A 19,317-nucleotide genomic window follows, 5' to 3' on the forward strand; every position below is an offset into this window, starting at 1 on the left:
AAAATAAGCCCCAGACTGTTAGGTCTGAGGCTGTATGTGCTTATACGCTTATTCAGCTACCGGATAGATAGAAACCTGCTTCTTATCTCTTCCTTTTCTCTCGTATCTAACAACACCGTCTACTAAAGCAAACAGTGTATCATCTCCGCCGCGTCCTACGTTCACGCCTGGATGAATTCTTGTTCCACGCTGTCTGTAAAGGATGTTACCAGCTTTTACAAACTGTCCGTCAGCTCTCTTAGCGCCTAATCTTTTAGACTCAGAGTCACGTCCGTTCTTAGTAGAACCAACACCTTTTTTATGAGCGAAATACTGAAGGTTCAATTTCATCATGGTTATTACACCTCCTTGAAGATTATATCAATATATGGTTCGTAGTCGCCGTCGTCTTCTATCTCCTCTAAACCAAGGATCATAGTCTTCAACAGCAGTTCGGCATCATGTGTAGGTTGATTGACAAACCGAAACTGAATCAATCCCTGTGCATCTTCCGTATCATCCGTCACAACGCTTGTCTCATCGTCCGTAAAACGTTCGATGGCATTGATCGTATTGATGATCAGTGCGGAGGCTGCTGCACAAACTATATCCATACCTGCATCTGCATACTCGGCATGTCCCTGTGCATCAAAACCTACATACTCATGCTTCTCGGTTTTATAAATGGTTACCTTGATCATCTTGTCACCGGATTAAGCATTGATCTTGTCAATCTTAACTGCAGTATACTGCTGTCTGTGACCATTCTTCTTATGGTATCCAGTTTTTCTCTTATACTTGTAAACGACAACTTTTTTTCCTTTGCCGTCGCCAATTACAGAAGCTGTAACTGTTGCACCTTCTACTGTCGGGTTCCCAACAACAAGTTTGTCGTTGTTCACTGCAAGTACCTGGTCAAATGTATAAGTCTCTCCAGCTTCTACCCCAAGTTTTTCTACTTTAATGATATCGCCTTCGGCTACTTTGTACTGTTTACCACCTGTTGCTATAATTGCGTACATATGGCACCTCCTATTATCATTACTCGCCAATTACGGTGTCTGCCTGATGGCAGAACTTCAAAACCTCATTGTGCGGCATACCGTTGTAGTATAGCATATGGATTTTTATAAAGTCAATAGTTTTCTTGCATTTTCGTCAAGAATTTTGTTCTGTTCCTCCTCACTGAATGGAAGGCCTCTAAAATGCTCTAAAGACTCTCTCTGTCCGGACCAGGGGGAATCTGTTGCAAACAGGATCTTATCGATTCCATGCTCCCTGCTGATCCGAACAAACTGGTCATCATCGATCTTCCCAAATACAACTGCCGTATCCAGATAGACATCCCTGCCGGTCAGGTAATGTTCCACATCATCCCAGCACAGATAGCCTCCCATATGTGCAAGGACCAGTTTTTCCGGCTTCACTTCATCGATCACCTCTGCCGACATCCGGGGAGTGGCATAAACACAGTCCGGATATCCCGGATCAAACCCGCCGTGGACCGATATAATCAGCCCAAGCTCAGATGCATAGGAGATGATCCGCTTATACCGGATGTCGTTGAACATCGTCTCCTGATAAGCCGGATGTAACTTGATCCCCCGAAATCCCATGGACTTTAGTTCTCTTAGATCCGCCTTATAATCTCCGCCCGCCGGATGGATCCCGCCAAAGGAGAGGATCTCTCCTTCCAGAAATTGTGCCGCAAAGCGGTTGATGCTTTCAAATTGTGCAGGATTGGTCACCACCGGAAGTGCAATGGACAGATCAAATCCGGCCTGTCTTCCAGACTCCTTCAATCCTTCTGCTGTCCCACCGGTGAATGGAACCGTTTTGCATCTGGAACTTAAAAATTCCAATGTTTTTCCCGCGATCTTGTCCGGGAAAATATGTGTATGAAAATCGATCATGTCCTACCTCTTTTTACTTGTCACAGTCATTCAGCTTATCATAGCAGTATTCAATGATACTGCGGCGTGTGATGATCCCGATGAATTTATTCTGGTCATCCACTACCGGAACAAAGTTCTGATTCATTGCCTTTTTTACAAGGTCTTCCATATCTGCATCTGCTGCAACTACATCAAATTTTGCTTTGCGTGGGAAGTCACGGATAAAAATATTCTCTGCTCCCTTAATATTCAGGTCCTTGTAGTCTTTGATCCCCCAGAGGAGATCTCCTTCTGTGATAGTCCCGACAAACTCGCCCTCTCTGTTCAGCATCGGGATCGATGCATATTTATGGTATTCCATGGTCTCTAAGACCTGGCGCAGTGTGCAGTCATCATATATGTAAGCTACTTCAATCTTCGGTTTTAAAAAGAACAAAATGTTCATAATTAGTTAAATACCTTCCTTTAAATTTGTGTCAATACAAAAATCTCGTATAATGCGCGGATAGCATTTTTAAAATCATCGTGTCTGACGCCGACAATGATATTCAGCTCACTGGAGCCCTGGTCGATCATCTTGACGTTAATGTGGGCATGGGCCAATGCTGAAAAGATCCTTCCGGCTGTTCCGCGTGTGGCCCTCATCCCGCGTCCCACAATCGCGATCAGTGCCAGATCAGACTCCAGCTCGATGTGGTCCGGGTCAACTGCTTTGTGGATTCCGGCAAGTACCTGCTGTTCCTTTTCCTCGAATTCATCCTTATGAACAAAGATCGTCATCGTATCGATACCAGACGGCATGTGCTCGATGGAAACCTCATTCTCCTCGAATACCTGGAGTACCTTGCGGCAGAATCCGATCTCTGAGTTCATCATAGCCTTTTCTACTGTAATAGAAGCAAAACCATCTGTACCTGCAATTCCCGTGATCGTATACTTCGGCTGCCTGCAGGTGCCCTCCACGATCAGGGTCCCCTTGTCCTGAGGTGCATTCGTGTTGCGGATATTGATCGGGATTCCGGCTTTTCTGACCGGGAAGATCGCATCCTCATGGAGGACGCTGGCTCCCATATAAGAGAGCTCCCGCAGCTCTTTATATGTGATGGTTTCAATGGACTTTGGATTCTTTACGATTCTTGGATCCGCGATCAAAAAGCCGGATACGTCTGTCCAGTTCTCATACAGGTCAGCCGATACTGCCAGTGCCACAAGAGAACCTGTCACATCTGATCCGCCTCTTGAAAATGTTACAACACTGCCATTCTCCTTCGCGCCGTAGAACCCGGGAATGACTGCATGTTCCTCCTTTTCAAGGCGTTCGGCAAGAAGGGCATTCGTTTTCTTCCCGTTGAAAGAGCCGTCCTCATTGAAACGGATCACCTCTGCTGCATCAATAAACGTAAAACCAAGGTAGGCCGCCATGATCTTACCATTTAAATACTCTCCTCGCGATGCGGCATAATCTCTTCCGGCTTTCTTGCCGAAATTCTCCCGGATCACTTCAAAATCTTTGTCCAGGGAAAGAGTCAGGTTTAATCCCTCGATGATTTCTTTATATCTGTCGTGGATTTCAGAAAGCAGATCTGTAAAATTCTTTTCTTTCATGGCTGCGCCGTAACAGCTGTAAAGCATGTCTGTTACCTTCGTATCATTGGAAAACCGTTTGCCAGGCGCGGACGGTACCACATATCTTCTGGCTGCGTCGGAGCGTATGATATCTCCTACTTTTTTAAACTGTTCAGCACTTGCCAAAGAACTACCACCAAATTTTACTACTTTTTTCATTCCTCTTTCCTCCAATATTCCTATAAAGGGGAATCCCTTTTTTGTTTTTTGCGTTCTCGGTACATTATTATACCTCACCGGCAACTGCTTGTAAATCTCTTATTCTTGATTTTTTTGCACTTTTCGACAAGGAATCCTGCATTTTTATGCAAAAATCGCCTTCTCATAAGTTCATTATGCAAATTGTGTAACCCAATTCTGCATACTAACACATATAGCATGGGAAGCATGGCAGCCTTATCCAAAAATAACATCTGCATACTCTGCGCCAGAGGCTCTTTTCAGGTCATCTGGCGCCAGTTTTAACTGCATTCCAAGCCTTCCGCCGCTTACATACATGTATACAAGCTCCTCCGCCGTCTTATCTATGATCGTTGGAAATGCTTTTTTCATGCCGATCGCAGTGCATCCGCCCCTGACGTATCCTGTCACTGCTGTAATTTCTTTCACCGGCAGCATTTCCAGAGACTTCTCCCCCACTGCTTTTGCAGCCTTCTTTAGGTCCAGCTCCGCTTCGATCGGGATCACAAACACATAATGACCTTTGCTTTTCCCGGTTGTTACCAGTGTCTTATATACCTGTTCATGAGGAAGTCCAGCCTGATCTGCAACGGTAATTCCATCGATAAACTGCTCACACTCATAAGTCTGATATTCATAAGGTATTTTCAGTCTGTCAAGTATACGCATGGCATTCGTCTTTAATTCTTTCTTACTCATATTTTCCTCTCCCTTGAGTGATCCTATCTTTTTACCGGTTCATCCTTATAGGTCAAACAGGCTGAGCTGTTCCATCTTATAAGGGCGCTTATAGCTGGAAATGATATCCTTCATATGATAAAGGAGCCCTGCTTTCTGGCACTCTTCTGAAAAAATCTTCCATAATTGTCTGGCTCTTGGGCTTCTGCATTCGTACATATTCCCAAAACGCTTCTGGTATTTTTCCACAAGTCCTTCTCCCGGAAAGATCTGATCCAGCTTCTCATAATACCATTCCCTCTGATTTTCGCGTAAGGTGACACCAAAGGCAGGATAAATAAACCTGGCTCCCGCCTCCTTGGCCTGACGGACGATCCCGATCAGATTTTCATCAGTATCTTCAATAAAAGGAAGCACCGGCATCAAAAGTATTCCTGTATAAATCCCTTTCTCGGAGAGTTTTCGGATCAGCTCAAAACGTTCCGTTGACGTGTTCACGCCCGGCTCCAGCTTTTTCGCCAGGGAATCATCACAGGTAGTGATCGTGACCTTGCACAAAACAGGTGAATGCTCCTTGATGTCACACAGCACATCTATATCCCTTGCCAGAAGTGTGCTCTTTGTTGCGATCGCAACGCCAAATTCAAACGCATTGCATAGCTCCAAAGCATGACGTGTCAATTTCAGCTCCTTTTCAAACGGATTATAGGGATCGCTCATTGCCCCTGTCGCCACCACTCCACGTTTTGATTTTCTGCGCAGCTCATCCCGGATGATCTCTAAGGCATTTTCTTTTGCCCTCACTGTATCAAACGACTCTACGCCATAACAGCTCGAACGGCTGTCACAATAAATACATCCGTGACAGCACCCTTTATAGATGTTCATATTATACTCTGTTCCAAACCAATATTCCGGCTTTTTAGAACGCGTGATAATTGTCTTTGCAGGAATATATTCCATTACACCATCCATTCCTTTCAATTTTTCTTTTACTTAGTTTCAGATATATAAAATACGGCATTTAAACTATATTGTATACAATTATGCAATTTCAAATCGTAGTATCGCAGGGTTTAGCACAACTTCAAAAATGTCATTTCTATATTGTATACATCCATACAATATTTTTCCACCTTAAGAGATTTATAATTTTCAGTTATCTTTTTATGTCAAAACATTGTATTATTGTATACAACCCAGAAACAGATAAAAAATATAAGCCAGTCGCAGAGTAACATATTTACTCTGCAAGGCTTTCATGTAAAGGTCTGCGGACCTTTTTTCGCGTCAGCTCCACCAGCTGCAGCTCCGTTACATCCACCAGGGTAGCCTGGATCGGATCCTTGGCAAGGTATTGCCGCAGTGCTTTCAATAATTCTTTTTCCGCTTCTTCATCATCCAGATTGATAAAATCCACAATTACGATCCCGGAAAGATTTCGAAGGCGCATCTGCTTTGCCACTTCTTTTGCAGCCTCCAGATTGATCTTTAAATAGGTCTCTGTCGGGTTTTTCTTAGCAATACATTTACCGGAATTCACATCAATGACGGTCAGTGCCTCAGTATACTGGATCACAAGATATGCACCATTTTTCAGCCATACTCTCTCTCCCAATGCGCGGTCCAGCACAGTCTGGGTATTGTACAGCTTTGCCAGGGAAAGGCCGGTACCTGTATACAGCCTGAGTTTATCCAGATCCTCCGGCTGCTCCTTTTCGTAATATTCCTTAACCTGGCTGTAGAGCTTCTCACCTTCTATGATGATCTCAGAGAGTCCTTCCGTATACACATTCTTCAGATCCGTGATATACGCAGGAGGGGCCTGCTTGAGACAGGAGAAGCAGGTTTTTGTCCCGGCAGTCTCCCGCAGCCTGTAATAGCTCTCTTCCAATTCCTTGATCTCTTTCTGGATGGCAGCAAAATCCGCATCCTTCGCATTCGTACGGATGATCAGCCCGTATTCTTCATTTTTCAGCGGCTTTAAGCGCTCTTTCAGTTCCTCACGGACGGACTTTGGCAGCTTTCCCGAAGTCCCGATCCTGGTATTCCCCGTTGTCAGAATGGCATATCTGCCTGTAAAGCTTAGGTTACTGCTTACGGTAGGCGCTTTTGTCTTCACCGCCTCCTTGCTGATCTGGACGACCAGCTCGTCCCCGATACAGAGCGGTTTTTTCCCGATCTTATGGGTAAACACAGCATTGGACGCCTGGCTCATATCATAATAGCATTCCACGCCGCTCTCGATTTCAATGAAAGCGGCCCCGATATTTGCTACAATATTCTTCACTTTTCCTACATAAATATTCCCAAGGACGTGTCTGACGGACTGCCCGGCATCGGCAGGTTCACAATGGATCTCAACGATCTCATCATCTTCTATGAGAAACATCCAGATCTTTTTGTCCTCTTCCATCATCAGGATCTTCCGAGAAATCATGCTGGTTCCATCTCCGTTTCTTTTCCCGGCATCCGGGCAGGCATGATACTCTCCTTAGGTATCTCTGTCCCCAGATCCTCCAGGCTTACTAATTGACGTGTTTCCCCGCTGCTTATATCTGCATACATCTCCAGCCTGTGGCAGGCAAAGGCAGTTTCCTTAGGATCGATTCCCAGAAATGTACAGAAGGCTTCCATGACAAGTCCGGGCTTTAGGTTCTCGACGCTTCCTGAGGCTACCTGCATATAAAAGGAACACTCTCCTTTTTCATCGCTTGTCTGAAACTGGTAGATCATCGGTTTGATGTCCACTTCCTTCTCACTGCGCTTCGTCTGCTTCATGATCCGTATCTCAGGCTGTGAGATAAATTCCTGTACCTTCTCTCTTAAGTCGGCCGGAAAGCTTCCTTTCACAAGAGTTGTCTTATAATCTGCAGCAGCAACGATCGCCATCCCTGTCATCTTCTTCTCATCCGGGATCTGGCGGAAGCTGACCACCTCAATTCCCTCAACCATCGCCTCGTTTAACTGTCTCACAGCATCTTCACTGGCGATTGGTTCTTTTAATTCAATATCAAAATATTCCCCGTCACTTGTAAGTCCGATTCCTAAGGGACTGGCAAAAGACATGATCATATGCGGGCTGTATCCCCCTGTGAAAGCGATCGGGATCTCTGCCCGTCTCATCGCCTTCTGGAAAAAGCGCATCACATCAAGATGTCCGATAAACTTCAATGCGCCATATTTTCTGAACTTAATTCTTGCCTTCATAGCAGACACCTCCTCCAAATTGTGCGGCACCGCAGCCGGAACACTGCACCCTGCAGTTCGGCGTCACAGTCCCTTCCATTGCTCTTTCCCACTCTTTTTTCAGGAAATTCTTGCTCACACCGATATCAATAAAATCCCATGGGAGCAGCTCATCAAGCTCTCTTTTGCGGGTGGTATAGAACTCAATATCTACCCCTGTATTTGCAAATGCCTCCATCCACGGTTCATTGTGAAATGTCTCTGTCCATGCATCATACAGGCATCCCAGCCGGTAGGCCTCTTCGATCACCTTTCCGACTCTTCTGTCTCCCCGTGCAAAGACTCCCTCTAATACAGTGACATCCGCTTCATGCCAGTTGTACTTGAGGCTCTTCCTGTTCAGCTGTTCCTGGAACTCATGCTTCACAATGCAGGCACGGCGGATATATTCCTCGCATGTATGCATGGATGCCCACTGGAACGGAGTGAAAGGCTTTGGTACAAAGAAGGAGGAGCTGGCCGTGATCTGGCATTTCCCGTGCCGTTCTTCCTTGGGAATCTCATAATATCTCCGTGCGATCTTGTCGGCAAGCCTTGCGATATCCTTCATATCCTCCTCCGTCTCCGTAGGGAGTCCCAGCATAAAGTACAGCTTCACCTTGGACCATCCGCCCTCGAAAGCCTGTCCTGCACCTTCCAGGATGATCTCCTCAGTCAGTCCTTTGTTGATGACATCCCGAAGCCTTTGTGAACCTGCTTCCGGGGCAAATGTCAGGCTGCTCTTTCTGATATCCTGCACCTGGCTCATCACATCCAGAGAAAAGGCATCGATACGCAGGGACGGCAGGGAGATATTGATTCCCTCCCCCTTAAATTCTTTGATCAAAAAGTCTACCAGCTCCTTCAATTCTGAGTAGTCGCTGGAGCTCAAAGAACTTAAGGAAATCTCCTCGTGCCCTGTATTTTTCAGCATGACCTTCGCATATTCTTTCAAAGTCTCAACGTCTCTCTCTCTGGTCGGGCGGTACAGCATTCCTGCCTGACAGAACCTGCATCCACGGATACAGCCTCTTTGGATCTCCAAGACCACGCGGTCCTGTGTCGCCTTAATAAACGGAACCACCATAGCCTCCGGATATGTGGCAGAGGTCATATCTCTTACCAGCTGCTTCTTTATGACAGAAGGCACCCCTTCTCTGACCGGCCCAAAAGCCTTTAACGTGCCGTCCTCATGATATACTGCCTCATAGAACATAGGTACATAAAGCCCTTCAATTTGGGCTGCCTTGAAAAGAAATTCTTCCCGGCTCTCCCCGTTCTTCCTGCTGGCTTTATACAGGTCAAGAAGCTCATCATACACAGTCTCCCCTTCTCCTATATAGAAAATATCAAAAAATTCAGCCAGCGGTTCCGGATTATAAGTACATGGTCCCCCGCCGATCACGATCGGATCTTCCCAGGTCCTGTCTTTGGCATACATAGGAATGTGTGACAGGTCTAAAAGCTGAAGGATATTTGTATAACACATCTCGTACTGGATGGTGATCCCCAGGAAATCAAACTCTCTGACCGGATCCTGTGATTCCAGGGCAAACAGCGGGATCTTACGCTCCCTCATCACCTGATCTAAGTCGACCCATGGAGAGTATACTCTTTCACACCATACATCTTCCCTGCGGTTGAACATATCATACAGGATCTGGATTCCCAGATGTGACATGCCGATCTCATAGACATCCGGAAATGCCATGGCAAACCGGATCTCCACCTGGTTTTTATCCTTCATCACAGAGTTTACCTCATTGCCGATATAGCGGGCCGGCTTTTCAACACTCAACAATATTTCATCACTTAACGCTAGTTTTCTCATAGTTTCCTCACATTTTTATAAAATTGGATTACCTGAACATGCAGGCATCAGATGCCATACTTATTCGTATTCCCTTACTACTATACCATCAAATTCAATCAGGCTCAACGACAAACTCTACTTTTTACTTGACAGTTGGTCAGAGAAAATATAGAATGAAAGTAATCACTTGCACGGAGGAAATCAAATTGGACGATACAAGTCAAAAAATCATTGATGCGGCTATGACATTGATCCGCGATAAAGGCTATGTAGCAACTACAACCAAAGACATCGCACATCTGGCAGGAGTCAATGAATGTACCCTGTTTCGGAAGTTTAAGGGCAAGAAGGATATCATACTCAATGGCATGGAGCAGGAAAAATGGAGAGCCAATGTAACTCCGGCAGCCTTTCAAAATGTAACCTGGGATTTACAGACAGATCTTGAGATGTATATGAATGCCTATATGGACAGGATCACTCCAGATTTTGTAAACCTTTCGATCGGGCTGCGTGCACCACAGCTGTATGAGGAAACTCAAGATCTGATCATGAAGGTTCCTGAAACATTTTTAGATTCACTGACAGCATATTTTTATGAAATGGACCGCCGAGGAAAGATCAGACACACAGATTATGAAAGCCTGGCTTTGCAGATCTTCTCAGCCACCTTCGGCTATACTTTTTTAAGTGCATCATTTGACCAGAGGCTGACAAAGGTAAGCCGGTCTGATTTTATTAGAAACAGCGTGGAGATTTTTATAAAAGGTCTGTCTAACGGTACTGTTTAAGCAGTGCCTTTTCTTATAGATCGGATGCAAGTATTTACTTGCGCCAAAATGAATATCATTACAGGGAAGACTGGTTCAGGCATGACCGTGCAGGTATCTGCGGGAAGGCAGATCCGGCTTTAAAACAGAAAACAAAAAAGGAGAATATGAGAATGATTACAGGTGCCCAGCTTTTTGTAAAAGCTCTGAAGGAAGAAAACGTTGATATCTTATTCGCTTATCCCGGAGGGCAGGCGATCGATCTTTTTGACGCGCTATATGACGAAAATGAGATTCAGATTGTGATGCCCCGGCATGAACAAGGATTGGTCCACGCTGCCGACGGCTATGCACGCTCCACAGGAAAGCCAGGTGTCTGCCTTGTCACCAGCGGGCCTGGAGCCACAAACCTGGTCACGGGAATAGCCACCGCCAACTATGACAGTGTACCTCTGGTCTGCTTTACAGGTCAGGTACCGACGAGTCTGATCGGAAAGGATGCCTTTCAGGAGGTAGATATCGTGAGGATTACCGATAGTATTTGTAAGTATGCTGTAACGGTCCAAAACCGGGAAGATTTAGGGATGATCATAAAAAAAGCCTTTCATATTGCCACATCTGGAAAACCAGGCGTTGTCGTAGTCGATCTGCCGAAAGATATTCAGAAGTCCTATGGAAGTAGTGTATACCCCGTTGATTCCTGCATAAAAGCTCCACTCTCCTCCCCCTCCTTTCCTTTTAAACAGCTTAAAAAGGCCGCTGATCTCCTGAACCATGCAAAAAGGCCTGTTTTTCTTGTGGGAGGCGGCGTTCATATCAGCCATGCACAGGATGAGATGCTTGCTCTTGTAGAAAAGACTAAGGTTCCCGTGATCACCACTATCATGGGAAAAGGCGCAGTTCCCAGTACCCACGAGCTTTACGTCGGAAATATCGGAATACACGGGAGCTATGCTGCAAATACAGCAGTCAGCCGGTGCGATGTTCTTTTTTCTATCGGCACACGTTTTAACGACCGCATCACTGGGAAAACAGAAGAGTTTGCCTCCCGGGCTGCCGTCATCCATATAGATATTGATCCGGCCTCTGTCTCCAGAAATATACCTGCGGACATCCCTATTATCGCAGATGCAAAAAGAGCGATCCGTGCTCTCATCGATCAGGCTGTCCCTTCAGATATCAGCAGCTGGACCGGGGAGATCAAACAATGGAAGGAACAGTATCCCCTTTCTATGAAAAAGGAAGGGCTGACTCCTGAAAAAATCATGGAACAGATCAACACCCTTTACGACCATGTCATAATAGCCGCAGATGTGGGACAGAATCAGCTGTGGGCAACCCAATTCCTTGACTTGAACTCAAACCACCGTCTCTTGACCTCGGGCGGTCTGGGAACCATGGGATACGGCCTTCCTGCAGCCATAGGTGCAAAGCTGGGAAATCCACAGACAGATGTACTCGTGATCTCCGGGGATGGCGGTATGCAGATGAATATTCAGGAAATCGCAGCCGCTGTCGTCTACGAACTTCCCATTACGATCTGCGTCTTAAACAATGGTTATCTGGGAAATGTACGTCAGTGGCAGGAAATGTTTTTTAACCGGCGGTACGCCAATACCTGCATGCGTTTCCGAAAAAGCTGCTCCCTCCGCTGTGCAGGGCCAAATGAGTGCTGCCCTGAGTATACTCCTAACTTTATCCGCCTGGCCGAAAGTTATGGTGCAAAAGGAATCCGGGTGACTGATGCATCGCAGATCGCACCGGCTCTGCTGGCTGCGAAAAGCACGCCCAAAGTCCCAACTGTTATCGAATTTATCATCGACAGAGAAGCCAATGTGCTGCCCATCGTCCCTCCGGGAAATGCGATCGAAGATATGATTCTTGGAGAAGGGAATTGAAAAGGAGACATCCCTCTATGAATGCATTCTCATAGAGGGATGTCTCTCTTTAGGGATATATCCAGAGTTTTTGCCTTGTACAAAAATCCACGGCAGAACCGCTTCTTTCTGTTTAGGCTTACCAAAAAATCTAGTCAAAGAAAATAGTTTTTCCTGTTTCTGCTGACTCATATATAGCTTCGATCACCCGCGTAACTGTAGCTGCCTGTTCCGGGAGCACTGCCGGATCTGTGTCATTCTTAATTGCATCGATCCAGTGATTGATATCATATGCATTCATATCAACCGGCTTCTCAATATTCTGGATATCTGTTTTCAGTTCTCCATCTACCATCTTTGTGGTACGGACAGAGCATTCAAAGGTAGGTCCTGCCATGTCAACACCAGCTTTTGTTCCTGCAATGGATGCAATGACGCCGGGAGCTTCCTGCTGCATATTGGTGATCCATGCAGTTTCCATATAAATCATCATTCCATTTTTCATCGTGATCATTGCCATAGCAGTATCTTCTACGTTGAACTTTTCCGGATCCCATGGACCAAGTGAATTTCCTTCCGGATAATCCTTCATCTTATCGAAGGTGACTCCTCGTACACTGGCCACATCATAATTGTCCGTCAGCCACATCGGCAGGTCGATAGAATGAGGACCTCCGTCCATCAGTACTCCGCCGCCATTTTGCTCTTTATCTATGTATACACCATATGCCGGCAGTCTTCTGGGACGAAGCTGGGAAGAGCGGATATAGTAGACCTCACCAAGTTCTCCATTTTTATACATTTCCTTCATTTTTAAAGGTGCCGCATTGTATCTCCACTGTAAACCGGAAGTCAGTTTCAACTTCTTGGCTTTTGCAGTTTCAACCATTTCACAGGCATCTTTATAAGTGCATGCGATCGGCTTTTCACAATGTACATGCTTTCCATGATTCAATGCTGACATGGTCATATCATGATGAAGCGGGTTCGGAGTACATACATGTACAATATCTAATTCCGGATCCTGGCATAACTCTTCATAATTCTTGTATACCTTTGCATTTAATCCGAACTCGCTGTTCGCCTTCTCACATTTGCTGATATCTGTATCACACAAAGCTGTAATCTCTACATCCTCTCTTTTCAAAAGATTTGGGATATGCTTCGTTGTTGCAATGACTCCAATTCCGATCACTCCGACTTTAAATTTACCCATATTCATTTTCCTCTCTTTCACATGTTACTTTCTATAAATTTCCTGCATGCTGTTACACTGGTTTCTTTATCTGCTGTCGGCAGATATTCGATCCCAAAATATCCGGAGTACCCACTCTCTTTCACCGCTTTCAGGATATAAGCATAGTCAAGCTCTCCTGTCGTAATCTCATTTCGTCCCGGCACTGATGCTGCATGGATATGCCCGATCCAATCAATGTTCTCCTTTAAGGTCTGAACAATATTGCCTTCCATAAGCTGATAATGGAAAATATCATATAATAATTTTACGTTTTTACTCCCCACTTCTTTCAAAACTTCAAATGCTTCTTTTGAATCTACAAAATAGGAGGATCCTGAAATAGGTTCCAGTACAAGTGTTACCCCTGCGGCTTCTGCAAGCGGAGCCATTTTTTTCAGTCCTTCCACGATATTCTTATGCGCGGTATCACGGTCAATTGCAGGATTCGGATCTGCTGTGATGATGATATTGGGGCATTCGAACTGCTTCGCAGCTTCAATGCTATCCTCAAGCCCCTTAAGCGCTGAATCGAAAGTCTGCGGATCCGTTAAGGTTCCCCGGTCTTTTGCACAAATTGCACTGACATTCAGCCCCAATTCCTGTTTCTTCTCCAGAAGCCTTTTATAATCTCTGGTAGCCCAATCCCAAAATTCCACCGTCTTATAACCGGTTTTTTTAGCCAGCTCCATTCCGGCGAGCAGTTTTTCTGTATCAGAAAAAATCGGACCATTCTTGCCAAATTCCAGATACAGCAGATCAATACATAAGCTATAATCTTTCATTGTGTTTCCTCCTTCATTTTTATGTTAGATTTATGATACTATTTATTGATATTTGCTGCGTACTGCTTTCGGTTCGATTTTCCGTTTCCCGTACAATAAGTTCAGAAAAAGGGAGTCTGGTTTCAAATTTGAAACCAGACTCCCTTTTCTTCGAATCCTTATCCTTTATTCGTATACTTCATCAATATACTTCATACGATATACCTCACTGAGCATATAGAAAAACATATCAAAAATCATCACTCCTTCCACCACATTTCTGTGCTTACCTTCGATGATATTCTGATCGATATACCCGGCATACTTAGATTTTTCTGATGCGATCCCCAGAATAGTCGCCCCTTTCTGCTTGATCTGCCAAAACATATCCCGCAGATCCATTGTCTCTGCGTGTTCAATCGTATTAATAAAAACAATACTCTTTTCCGTTAATTGCTGACTGTCCTTAAGAATCTCCGGCAGGAGACAATAGTAGGCTGTCTCAACACCACTCATTGCCAGATTCTGCTGGAGGGAATAGATAGAGCTGCTTTGAAAGGGAGAATAAAACCGCACCTTATCAGCTTCATACAGCTGTTCTGACAAACGTTCCACCATATCAGGCTCCAGATTATTTTCCATGAATTCATGCGCATTTCTCATTTGTTCTAATAATGCTTTCTTTACATGATTAATATCTGTACATTCTTCTGCGGGAAGAATCCGGTTGTAATATGTATAATTCTTCACTGCCCGTTTCAATTCGTGATGAAAATCAGTGAATGACTCATATCCTAATTTCTGTATCATCCTCCAGATTGTCGTTCTGGAGGAGTTTGTCAATTCTGCCAAATCATATATGGTACCTGCTGCCGCCTCGTCCAAATGCTCCAGGATTCCCCTGCATACATTCCGATATGTACTGTCTGGTGCAAGCTGATTATAAAATGCCGTTAAATTCTGCAAAACATTCATTCTATGGCCCCTCTTTCGTTCCATCAATTTCATACACTATTATATTCTTTTGTATAGATTTTTGCAATCAGGAACTCTGGTGTCCGGGAACGCAGCCGTATCATGCGGCCTCTATACAGAAAAGGAAAACCGGCATTTTGGGCAGTCACGCTTTTTCTTATTCTTCTGTCTCCGCTGTTTCAATCGTATGCTTCTTCTTATCCCGTTCTGTCAGCCTTGCTCTTACTTCATCCATATATCCCGGCTTATCCAGCTTATACATAAGAAGCGGAATGATTCCGATAAAGAATACTATTCCCGGAAGCAGATTGGCAGCAATGTTGATACCATTCTGGACATGAGGCGTGATCTCTCCACCGCCTACATAGCCATAGGCTCCCATCACGACCAGGAACAATGAATTTGCAATTGCAGTTGCGATCTTAATTCCCGTTCCATTAAAAGAAAATGCCATCCCATCATTACGATATCCATACTTATCATCGAAATCATCAATCGCATCTACGATCATACCTGATCCGGCAGGGCCTGCGATATATCCAAGTCCGTAAATAAACAGCATGACAAAGTCAAACACCAGATTTTCATACGGACCAAAGAACATGATGATCAGCGCACCGCCCTGAATGATCATGGAAACGATGGCTACATTTCTTTTCCCATACTTTCCTACTGCTTTCGGTGCAAATGGCATGACCAGCGTCCCGACGATCATCTGCATCATCATAAAAATAGTGATGTAAGTGAAATTCTGTACACAGTACATATAAAAATATACTGCTACTGAAATACGTCCGAGTATTCCAAACATATTGAAAAAGCTGTACATGATCGCACACATAAGATTTTTATTTCTAAACACAAGCTTTAAGCCATCGATGACTTTTCCCTGATCCTCTTTCTTTACAGTAATTCTCTCTTTCGACAGAATTGCAACAGCCCAGAACATCGGCAGGGCGATTAACGCAAGAAGGATCGCAGTTGAATGATATCCTGCTGCCTGATCTCCTTTTCCAAACCATAAGACCAGCTTTAAGACGGTCAGATTCAGGACAATCTGCCCGATCGTCATTCCCATCATCTGAGCAGCATTCAATTTATTGATTTCCTTGGGATCACGGGTCATAGCTACAGGAAGTGCTGTATACGGTACATTCGTCACTGTATAGGACATCCCCAGGCCAATGTATGTAACATAAGCATACACCAGTTTCGCAGGTTCACTGAATCTTGGCACCGAAAATGTCAATACCGTAAATATTACAAGAAAGATCGCTCCCACAAAAATATAGGGCCTGAATCTTCCATATTTTGTATGGGTACGCTCCATCAAGGTTCCCATCATCGGATTATTGAGCCCGTCCCAGACCTTGGCGATCAGCATCAGCAGCGCTACTGCCCCTGTTCCGAGGCCAAATACATCTGTATAGAAAATAGACAAATATGTGCTTACCATCGTCCAAGACAGCTGCGATGCGAAGTTTCCCAATCCATACACAAGATAATGTTTTGTTGTCAGCGGCGTCATGCCATAAGCATTTAATTTTTGTTCTTTCATAGTCTCCTCCAAACCTTCACTCTCATTTTACTTGTTTGATTCCCTTTCCAAAAGAAATCTTTCATACTTTCTTATACTTCCTCCTTGCTGTTTTTGATGGTCTTAGTTTACCTGTATTGTTGTTTTTATGCTTTCTTCTGATATTCCTATATCACATAAAGTTCTTGTTGTTGTTTTTTTAACAAAAGGAAAAAGGACAAGAAATATAGCATCTTTCTTGTCCTTCCCCCGTTTTCTAAAAACAAAATACGGTATACCTTATGGTATACCGTAGCACATGCCCTGCGGGCGGTTTACAGCTCCTCTTGGCAGCATATCGGAGCAGCATTTATATCGTATAGAGATATTGGATCTCCACCAGACGGATCTCCTGATTCTGTAAGCCTATATCCAGTTTTAATTTTCCATCCGTAACCTCCGTTGTTTTGATTTCCATCCTTGGAATCGCAGCGCTCTTTAAGTAATTCATCTCATCTTTCAGAAGATCTTTTCCATATCTAAGACGCTTCCATATATCCTGCACACTGCCGCTTTCCTGATTCACGAAATGGCTTTTTATCGTATACTGCCCAATTTTTACATTTTTCAGGGAAATTGTGAGCTGCAGAGCTTCTGTATCCTCCACATAATGATCCAATTCTTCGATCTGTATTTCGCTCTCTTCCCAAAATACATACTGTGATGACAATTTCTTAAAATTATGGCAGGCAATCGCATAATTGTCCCGTCCATCTCCGGTCACGATAAAGTGCCGGTCTTTTTTCAGCACATTGGGGAGCAGGCGGTTTAGAAATACATAAGCATAGAACGCTGGCTTTCGAATTCCGTCACTGGAGATCATTCCGGAATCCCCATGCAGGATCTGATTCACATCGTAATAATCTGAATACATATCCAGTGCATGCCAATAAGCCATAAAATCCACACTGCCTTCCATATCAATACAGTTTTTTAAGACATACGCTCCTTGTTCACAGCTGTCATTTAATACATTACGGTTAGAAATAGTAAAATTCCATTCACTGATATGCAGCTTTGGCACCTGGAAATCATTTGCACTTAGGTACTCTTTTAATATCTCCATCTGATTTTTCATATAATCACTATCGATGGATTTGCGGCCATACCACTGACCGTCCTCCATAATCGCAATATACTGATAGGAATAAAAAGAAAGAAAATCCGGCAGTATTTTGCGCTTCTTCCAAACCGGGAAAATTGTATGATATTCCAGAGTCTCATATCCCAATATAAAACCCGCGCCTCCGACCTTGATTTTTTCGGACACTGATTTTAATGTACGATATAATGTTTCGAAATAATCATAGTATATCCCTTCTTTGATTGAAATCCTGGGATGGTGCCAGCATTCAAAATACCATGTTTCAATCTCCTCCACCCCATATCGGTTCAACAGATGTGCGATCAGGGTCTTTACAATTTTTTCATACCCTTCTACATAAAAAATATCTTCCTTTATACTCTCCTTTAAAACCTTATCCGGAGAGTACATGAATACTGTCTGCTTGACCCCCATCTCCAGATATGGTTTCATGTGATTCTCCAAAAGGAAATCCAGAACCCGGTCTATTCTCTGAAAATTCCAGCCTCTTCCCTCCTCAAAATTCATATCTTTTGAGAACAAATTCCATATCCTTGCATACTTGATCCCGGTCTCACGCTGCAGCTCCTGTAACTGCTTCTGTACCTCAGACTGCAGGATCAGACTGGCCTCACCTATACAGACCGCTTTAAAGGCATCTGACAGTATATGGTCCACCTCCTGTACATCAACCTCCAGCGCTTCTGTATATTGTGGCTGTTTTTCCTCCTTTGCTTCCCGCAGATGGAGATATTTCTGAATCCGTTCCTCCTCATCTTCTGTCAGATCCAGCCAGCTTTTTCCCGGACTTATCTTTTCCTTCACCCGTTTCCGATATTCACTGGGGGACTCATGATACATATTCCGAAATGCTTTTGTAAAAGCCGCAGATGTGGGGAATCCATTATCCAACGCTACCCGCGTAATATTCTTGTCTGAATATAATAATTCGTCCACTGCATGAAACAGACGTACATTATTCAGATACTCCATAAAAGTTAATCCAAAATGCTTCTTTACATATTTGGATAAATACGCATTAGAAAGATACAGCCGGTCTGCCAGATCATTTAAGCTGATCTCACTCTGATAATTGGTCTGTATATAGTTCTGTATCTGCTGAATCCTCATCCGCTCCGGTGAATCCTCCAGGTGCAGCCTGGCATCATCCGCTTTTACAAGAAAATTACTTGTTAAAATATGTAATGCCTCATAGTATAACGAGTTTAAATGTAAAGCACCCAGACTATCCTTCTCAAAATAGCGTGACAGGATCTGATCCAGTACTTTACGAAGCTGTGCATACGCAGTATTCTTATCCGCAATTGTATTGCACCAGAACAGAAGGTGCATAGATCCCATCAATTCAGCCAGCTGGTGGAAATCAATCTCGAATCTTGCTCCCAGAACATCCTCGTTTCCTTCCATCATATGCCTTTTATTTGCATTGACCAGAATGATATCTCCTTTTTTCATCTCGTATTCTACATCATCAATCGTAACCCTTAACACACCATTTAATGTATAAAACAGTTCCAGGTTCTGATGATAATGCGTCGAGATTCCCCCTTCTGTCAGGAAAAAAAACTGCATTAGTTTTCGCTTCTCACTCATGATACTCCTCTTTTTAGCCTATTG

Annotated in this window: 18 protein-coding genes; 2 read left to right on the forward strand and 16 right to left on the reverse strand. The window is 44.1% G+C overall.

Annotation, left to right across the window (positions count from 1 at the left end):
• Nucleotides 1-48: 48 nt before the first annotated feature.
• The 11 genes from rpmA to AC4OGX_RS12175 form a co-directional block, all read right to left on the reverse strand.
• Entirely contained in the window at nucleotides 49-333 is a 285-nt protein-coding gene (gene rpmA / locus AC4OGX_RS12125; protein WP_216242393.1) for a 50S ribosomal protein L27, read from the reverse strand.
• A gap of 5 nt (nucleotides 334-338) precedes the next feature.
• Nucleotides 339-680: a ribosomal-processing cysteine protease Prp gene (locus AC4OGX_RS12130; protein ID WP_493330770.1), complete on the reverse strand. Its 342-nt coding sequence runs from the start codon at nucleotides 678-680 to the stop codon at nucleotides 339-341.
• A gap of 12 nt (nucleotides 681-692) precedes the next feature.
• Nucleotides 693-1,001 carry a 50S ribosomal protein L21 gene (gene rplU, locus AC4OGX_RS12135; protein ID WP_216242389.1) on the reverse strand — a complete coding sequence of 103 codons (309 nt, stop codon included), beginning with the start codon at nucleotides 999-1,001 and terminating at the stop codon, nucleotides 693-695.
• 105 nt (nucleotides 1,002-1,106) lie between these two features.
• Nucleotides 1,107-1,892 carry an amidohydrolase family protein gene (locus AC4OGX_RS12140; protein ID WP_493330772.1) on the reverse strand — a complete coding sequence of 262 codons (786 nt, stop codon included), beginning with the start codon at nucleotides 1,890-1,892 and terminating at the stop codon, nucleotides 1,107-1,109.
• 13 nt (nucleotides 1,893-1,905) lie between these two features.
• The gene (locus AC4OGX_RS12145; RefSeq protein ID WP_493330773.1) at nucleotides 1,906-2,319 is read right to left on the reverse strand and encodes a CBS domain-containing protein; all 414 of its coding nucleotides are present in this window, start codon (nucleotides 2,317-2,319) and stop codon (nucleotides 1,906-1,908) included.
• Between the two features lie 20 nt (nucleotides 2,320-2,339).
• Complete coding sequence (locus tag AC4OGX_RS12150; RefSeq protein WP_493330774.1) at nucleotides 2,340-3,659, reverse strand: aspartate kinase; 1,320 nt, start codon at nucleotides 3,657-3,659, stop codon at nucleotides 2,340-2,342.
• Between the two features lie 237 nt (nucleotides 3,660-3,896).
• Entirely contained in the window at nucleotides 3,897-4,379 is a 483-nt protein-coding gene (gene ybaK / locus AC4OGX_RS12155; protein ID WP_493330775.1) for a Cys-tRNA(Pro) deacylase, read from the reverse strand.
• Between the two features lie 45 nt (nucleotides 4,380-4,424).
• Nucleotides 4,425-5,321, reverse strand: a complete 897-nt coding sequence (locus AC4OGX_RS12160; protein ID WP_493330864.1) for an SPL family radical SAM protein — start codon at nucleotides 5,319-5,321, stop codon at nucleotides 4,425-4,427.
• Between the two features lie 280 nt (nucleotides 5,322-5,601).
• Nucleotides 5,602-6,795: a ribonuclease E/G gene (locus AC4OGX_RS12165; protein ID WP_493330866.1), complete on the reverse strand. Its 1,194-nt coding sequence runs from the start codon at nucleotides 6,793-6,795 to the stop codon at nucleotides 5,602-5,604.
• Nucleotides 6,795-7,568: a TIGR03936 family radical SAM-associated protein gene (locus AC4OGX_RS12170; protein ID WP_493330776.1), complete on the reverse strand. Its 774-nt coding sequence runs from the start codon at nucleotides 7,566-7,568 to the stop codon at nucleotides 6,795-6,797. Before AC4OGX_RS12170 ends, AC4OGX_RS12165 begins: the two co-directional genes overlap by 1 nt.
• Nucleotides 7,552-9,417, reverse strand: coding sequence for a TIGR03960 family B12-binding radical SAM protein (locus tag AC4OGX_RS12175; protein ID WP_493330777.1), 1,866 nt, complete (start codon nucleotides 9,415-9,417; stop codon nucleotides 7,552-7,554). Before AC4OGX_RS12175 ends, AC4OGX_RS12170 begins: the two co-directional genes overlap by 17 nt.
• Nucleotides 9,418-9,605: 188 nt before the next feature.
• Between AC4OGX_RS12175 and AC4OGX_RS12180 the strand changes: the two genes are divergently transcribed.
• Both AC4OGX_RS12180 and ilvB read left to right on the forward strand, forming a co-directional pair.
• Nucleotides 9,606-10,190 carry a TetR/AcrR family transcriptional regulator gene (locus AC4OGX_RS12180; RefSeq protein ID WP_493330778.1) on the forward strand — a complete coding sequence of 195 codons (585 nt, stop codon included), beginning with the start codon at nucleotides 9,606-9,608 and terminating at the stop codon, nucleotides 10,188-10,190.
• 152 nt (nucleotides 10,191-10,342) lie between these two features.
• On the forward strand, nucleotides 10,343-12,067 hold the full coding sequence (gene ilvB / locus AC4OGX_RS12185; protein WP_493330867.1) for a biosynthetic-type acetolactate synthase large subunit: 1,725 nt from the start codon (nucleotides 10,343-10,345) through the stop codon (nucleotides 12,065-12,067).
• A 130-nt stretch (nucleotides 12,068-12,197) separates the two neighbouring features.
• Here ilvB and AC4OGX_RS12190 read toward each other — a convergent pair whose 3' ends face one another.
• From AC4OGX_RS12190 to AC4OGX_RS12210, 5 genes are all read right to left on the reverse strand, one after another.
• Nucleotides 12,198-13,262, reverse strand: a complete 1,065-nt coding sequence (locus tag AC4OGX_RS12190; RefSeq protein WP_493330779.1) for a Gfo/Idh/MocA family protein — start codon at nucleotides 13,260-13,262, stop codon at nucleotides 12,198-12,200.
• 17 nt (nucleotides 13,263-13,279) lie between these two features.
• Entirely contained in the window at nucleotides 13,280-14,065 is a 786-nt protein-coding gene (locus tag AC4OGX_RS12195; RefSeq protein ID WP_493330781.1) for a hydroxypyruvate isomerase family protein, read from the reverse strand.
• 165 nt (nucleotides 14,066-14,230) lie between these two features.
• Nucleotides 14,231-15,019: a MurR/RpiR family transcriptional regulator gene (locus AC4OGX_RS12200; protein ID WP_493330783.1), complete on the reverse strand. Its 789-nt coding sequence runs from the start codon at nucleotides 15,017-15,019 to the stop codon at nucleotides 14,231-14,233.
• Between the two features lie 157 nt (nucleotides 15,020-15,176).
• Nucleotides 15,177-16,577 carry an MFS transporter gene (locus AC4OGX_RS12205; protein ID WP_493330784.1) on the reverse strand — a complete coding sequence of 467 codons (1,401 nt, stop codon included), beginning with the start codon at nucleotides 16,575-16,577 and terminating at the stop codon, nucleotides 15,177-15,179.
• A 328-nt stretch (nucleotides 16,578-16,905) separates the two neighbouring features.
• Complete coding sequence (locus tag AC4OGX_RS12210; protein ID WP_493330785.1) at nucleotides 16,906-19,293, reverse strand: GH39 family glycosyl hydrolase; 2,388 nt, start codon at nucleotides 19,291-19,293, stop codon at nucleotides 16,906-16,908.
• Between the last annotated feature and the right edge of the window lie 24 nt (nucleotides 19,294-19,317).

The organism is Faecalicatena sp. (assembly GCF_058819085.1).

Excerpts from the sequence above, each read along its gene's own strand:
- rpmA (WP_216242393.1), bottom strand. The coding sequence starts at position 333 with ATGATGAAATTGAACCTTCAGTATTTCGCTCATAAAAAAGGTGTTGGT.
- AC4OGX_RS12130 (WP_493330770.1), bottom strand. The coding sequence starts at position 680 with ATGATCAAGGTAACCATTTATAAAACCGAGAAGCATGAGTATGTAGGT.
- rplU (WP_216242389.1), bottom strand. The coding sequence starts at position 1,001 with ATGTACGCAATTATAGCAACAGGTGGTAAACAGTACAAAGTAGCCGAA.
- AC4OGX_RS12140 (WP_493330772.1), bottom strand. The coding sequence starts at position 1,892 with ATGATCGATTTTCATACACATATTTTCCCGGACAAGATCGCGGGAAAA.
- AC4OGX_RS12145 (WP_493330773.1), bottom strand. The coding sequence starts at position 2,319 with ATGAACATTTTGTTCTTTTTAAAACCGAAGATTGAAGTAGCTTACATA.
- AC4OGX_RS12150 (WP_493330774.1), bottom strand. The coding sequence starts at position 3,659 with ATGAAAAAAGTAGTAAAATTTGGTGGTAGTTCTTTGGCAAGTGCTGAA.
- ybaK (WP_493330775.1), bottom strand. The coding sequence starts at position 4,379 with ATGAGTAAGAAAGAATTAAAGACGAATGCCATGCGTATACTTGACAGA.
- AC4OGX_RS12160 (WP_493330864.1), bottom strand. The coding sequence starts at position 5,321 with ATGGAATATATTCCTGCAAAGACAATTATCACGCGTTCTAAAAAGCCG.
- AC4OGX_RS12170 (WP_493330776.1), bottom strand. The coding sequence starts at position 7,568 with ATGAAGGCAAGAATTAAGTTCAGAAAATATGGCGCATTGAAGTTTATC.
- AC4OGX_RS12175 (WP_493330777.1), bottom strand. The coding sequence starts at position 9,417 with ATGAGAAAACTAGCGTTAAGTGATGAAATATTGTTGAGTGTTGAAAAG.
- ilvB (WP_493330867.1), top strand. The coding sequence starts at position 10,343 with ATGATTACAGGTGCCCAGCTTTTTGTAAAAGCTCTGAAGGAAGAAAAC.
- AC4OGX_RS12190 (WP_493330779.1), bottom strand. The coding sequence starts at position 13,262 with ATGGGTAAATTTAAAGTCGGAGTGATCGGAATTGGAGTCATTGCAACA.
- AC4OGX_RS12195 (WP_493330781.1), bottom strand. The coding sequence starts at position 14,065 with ATGAAAGATTATAGCTTATGTATTGATCTGCTGTATCTGGAATTTGGC.
- AC4OGX_RS12200 (WP_493330783.1), bottom strand. The coding sequence starts at position 15,019 with ATGAATGTTTTGCAGAATTTAACGGCATTTTATAATCAGCTTGCACCA.
- AC4OGX_RS12205 (WP_493330784.1), bottom strand. The coding sequence starts at position 16,577 with ATGAAAGAACAAAAATTAAATGCTTATGGCATGACGCCGCTGACAACA.
- AC4OGX_RS12210 (WP_493330785.1), bottom strand. The coding sequence starts at position 19,293 with ATGAGTGAGAAGCGAAAACTAATGCAGTTTTTTTTCCTGACAGAAGGG.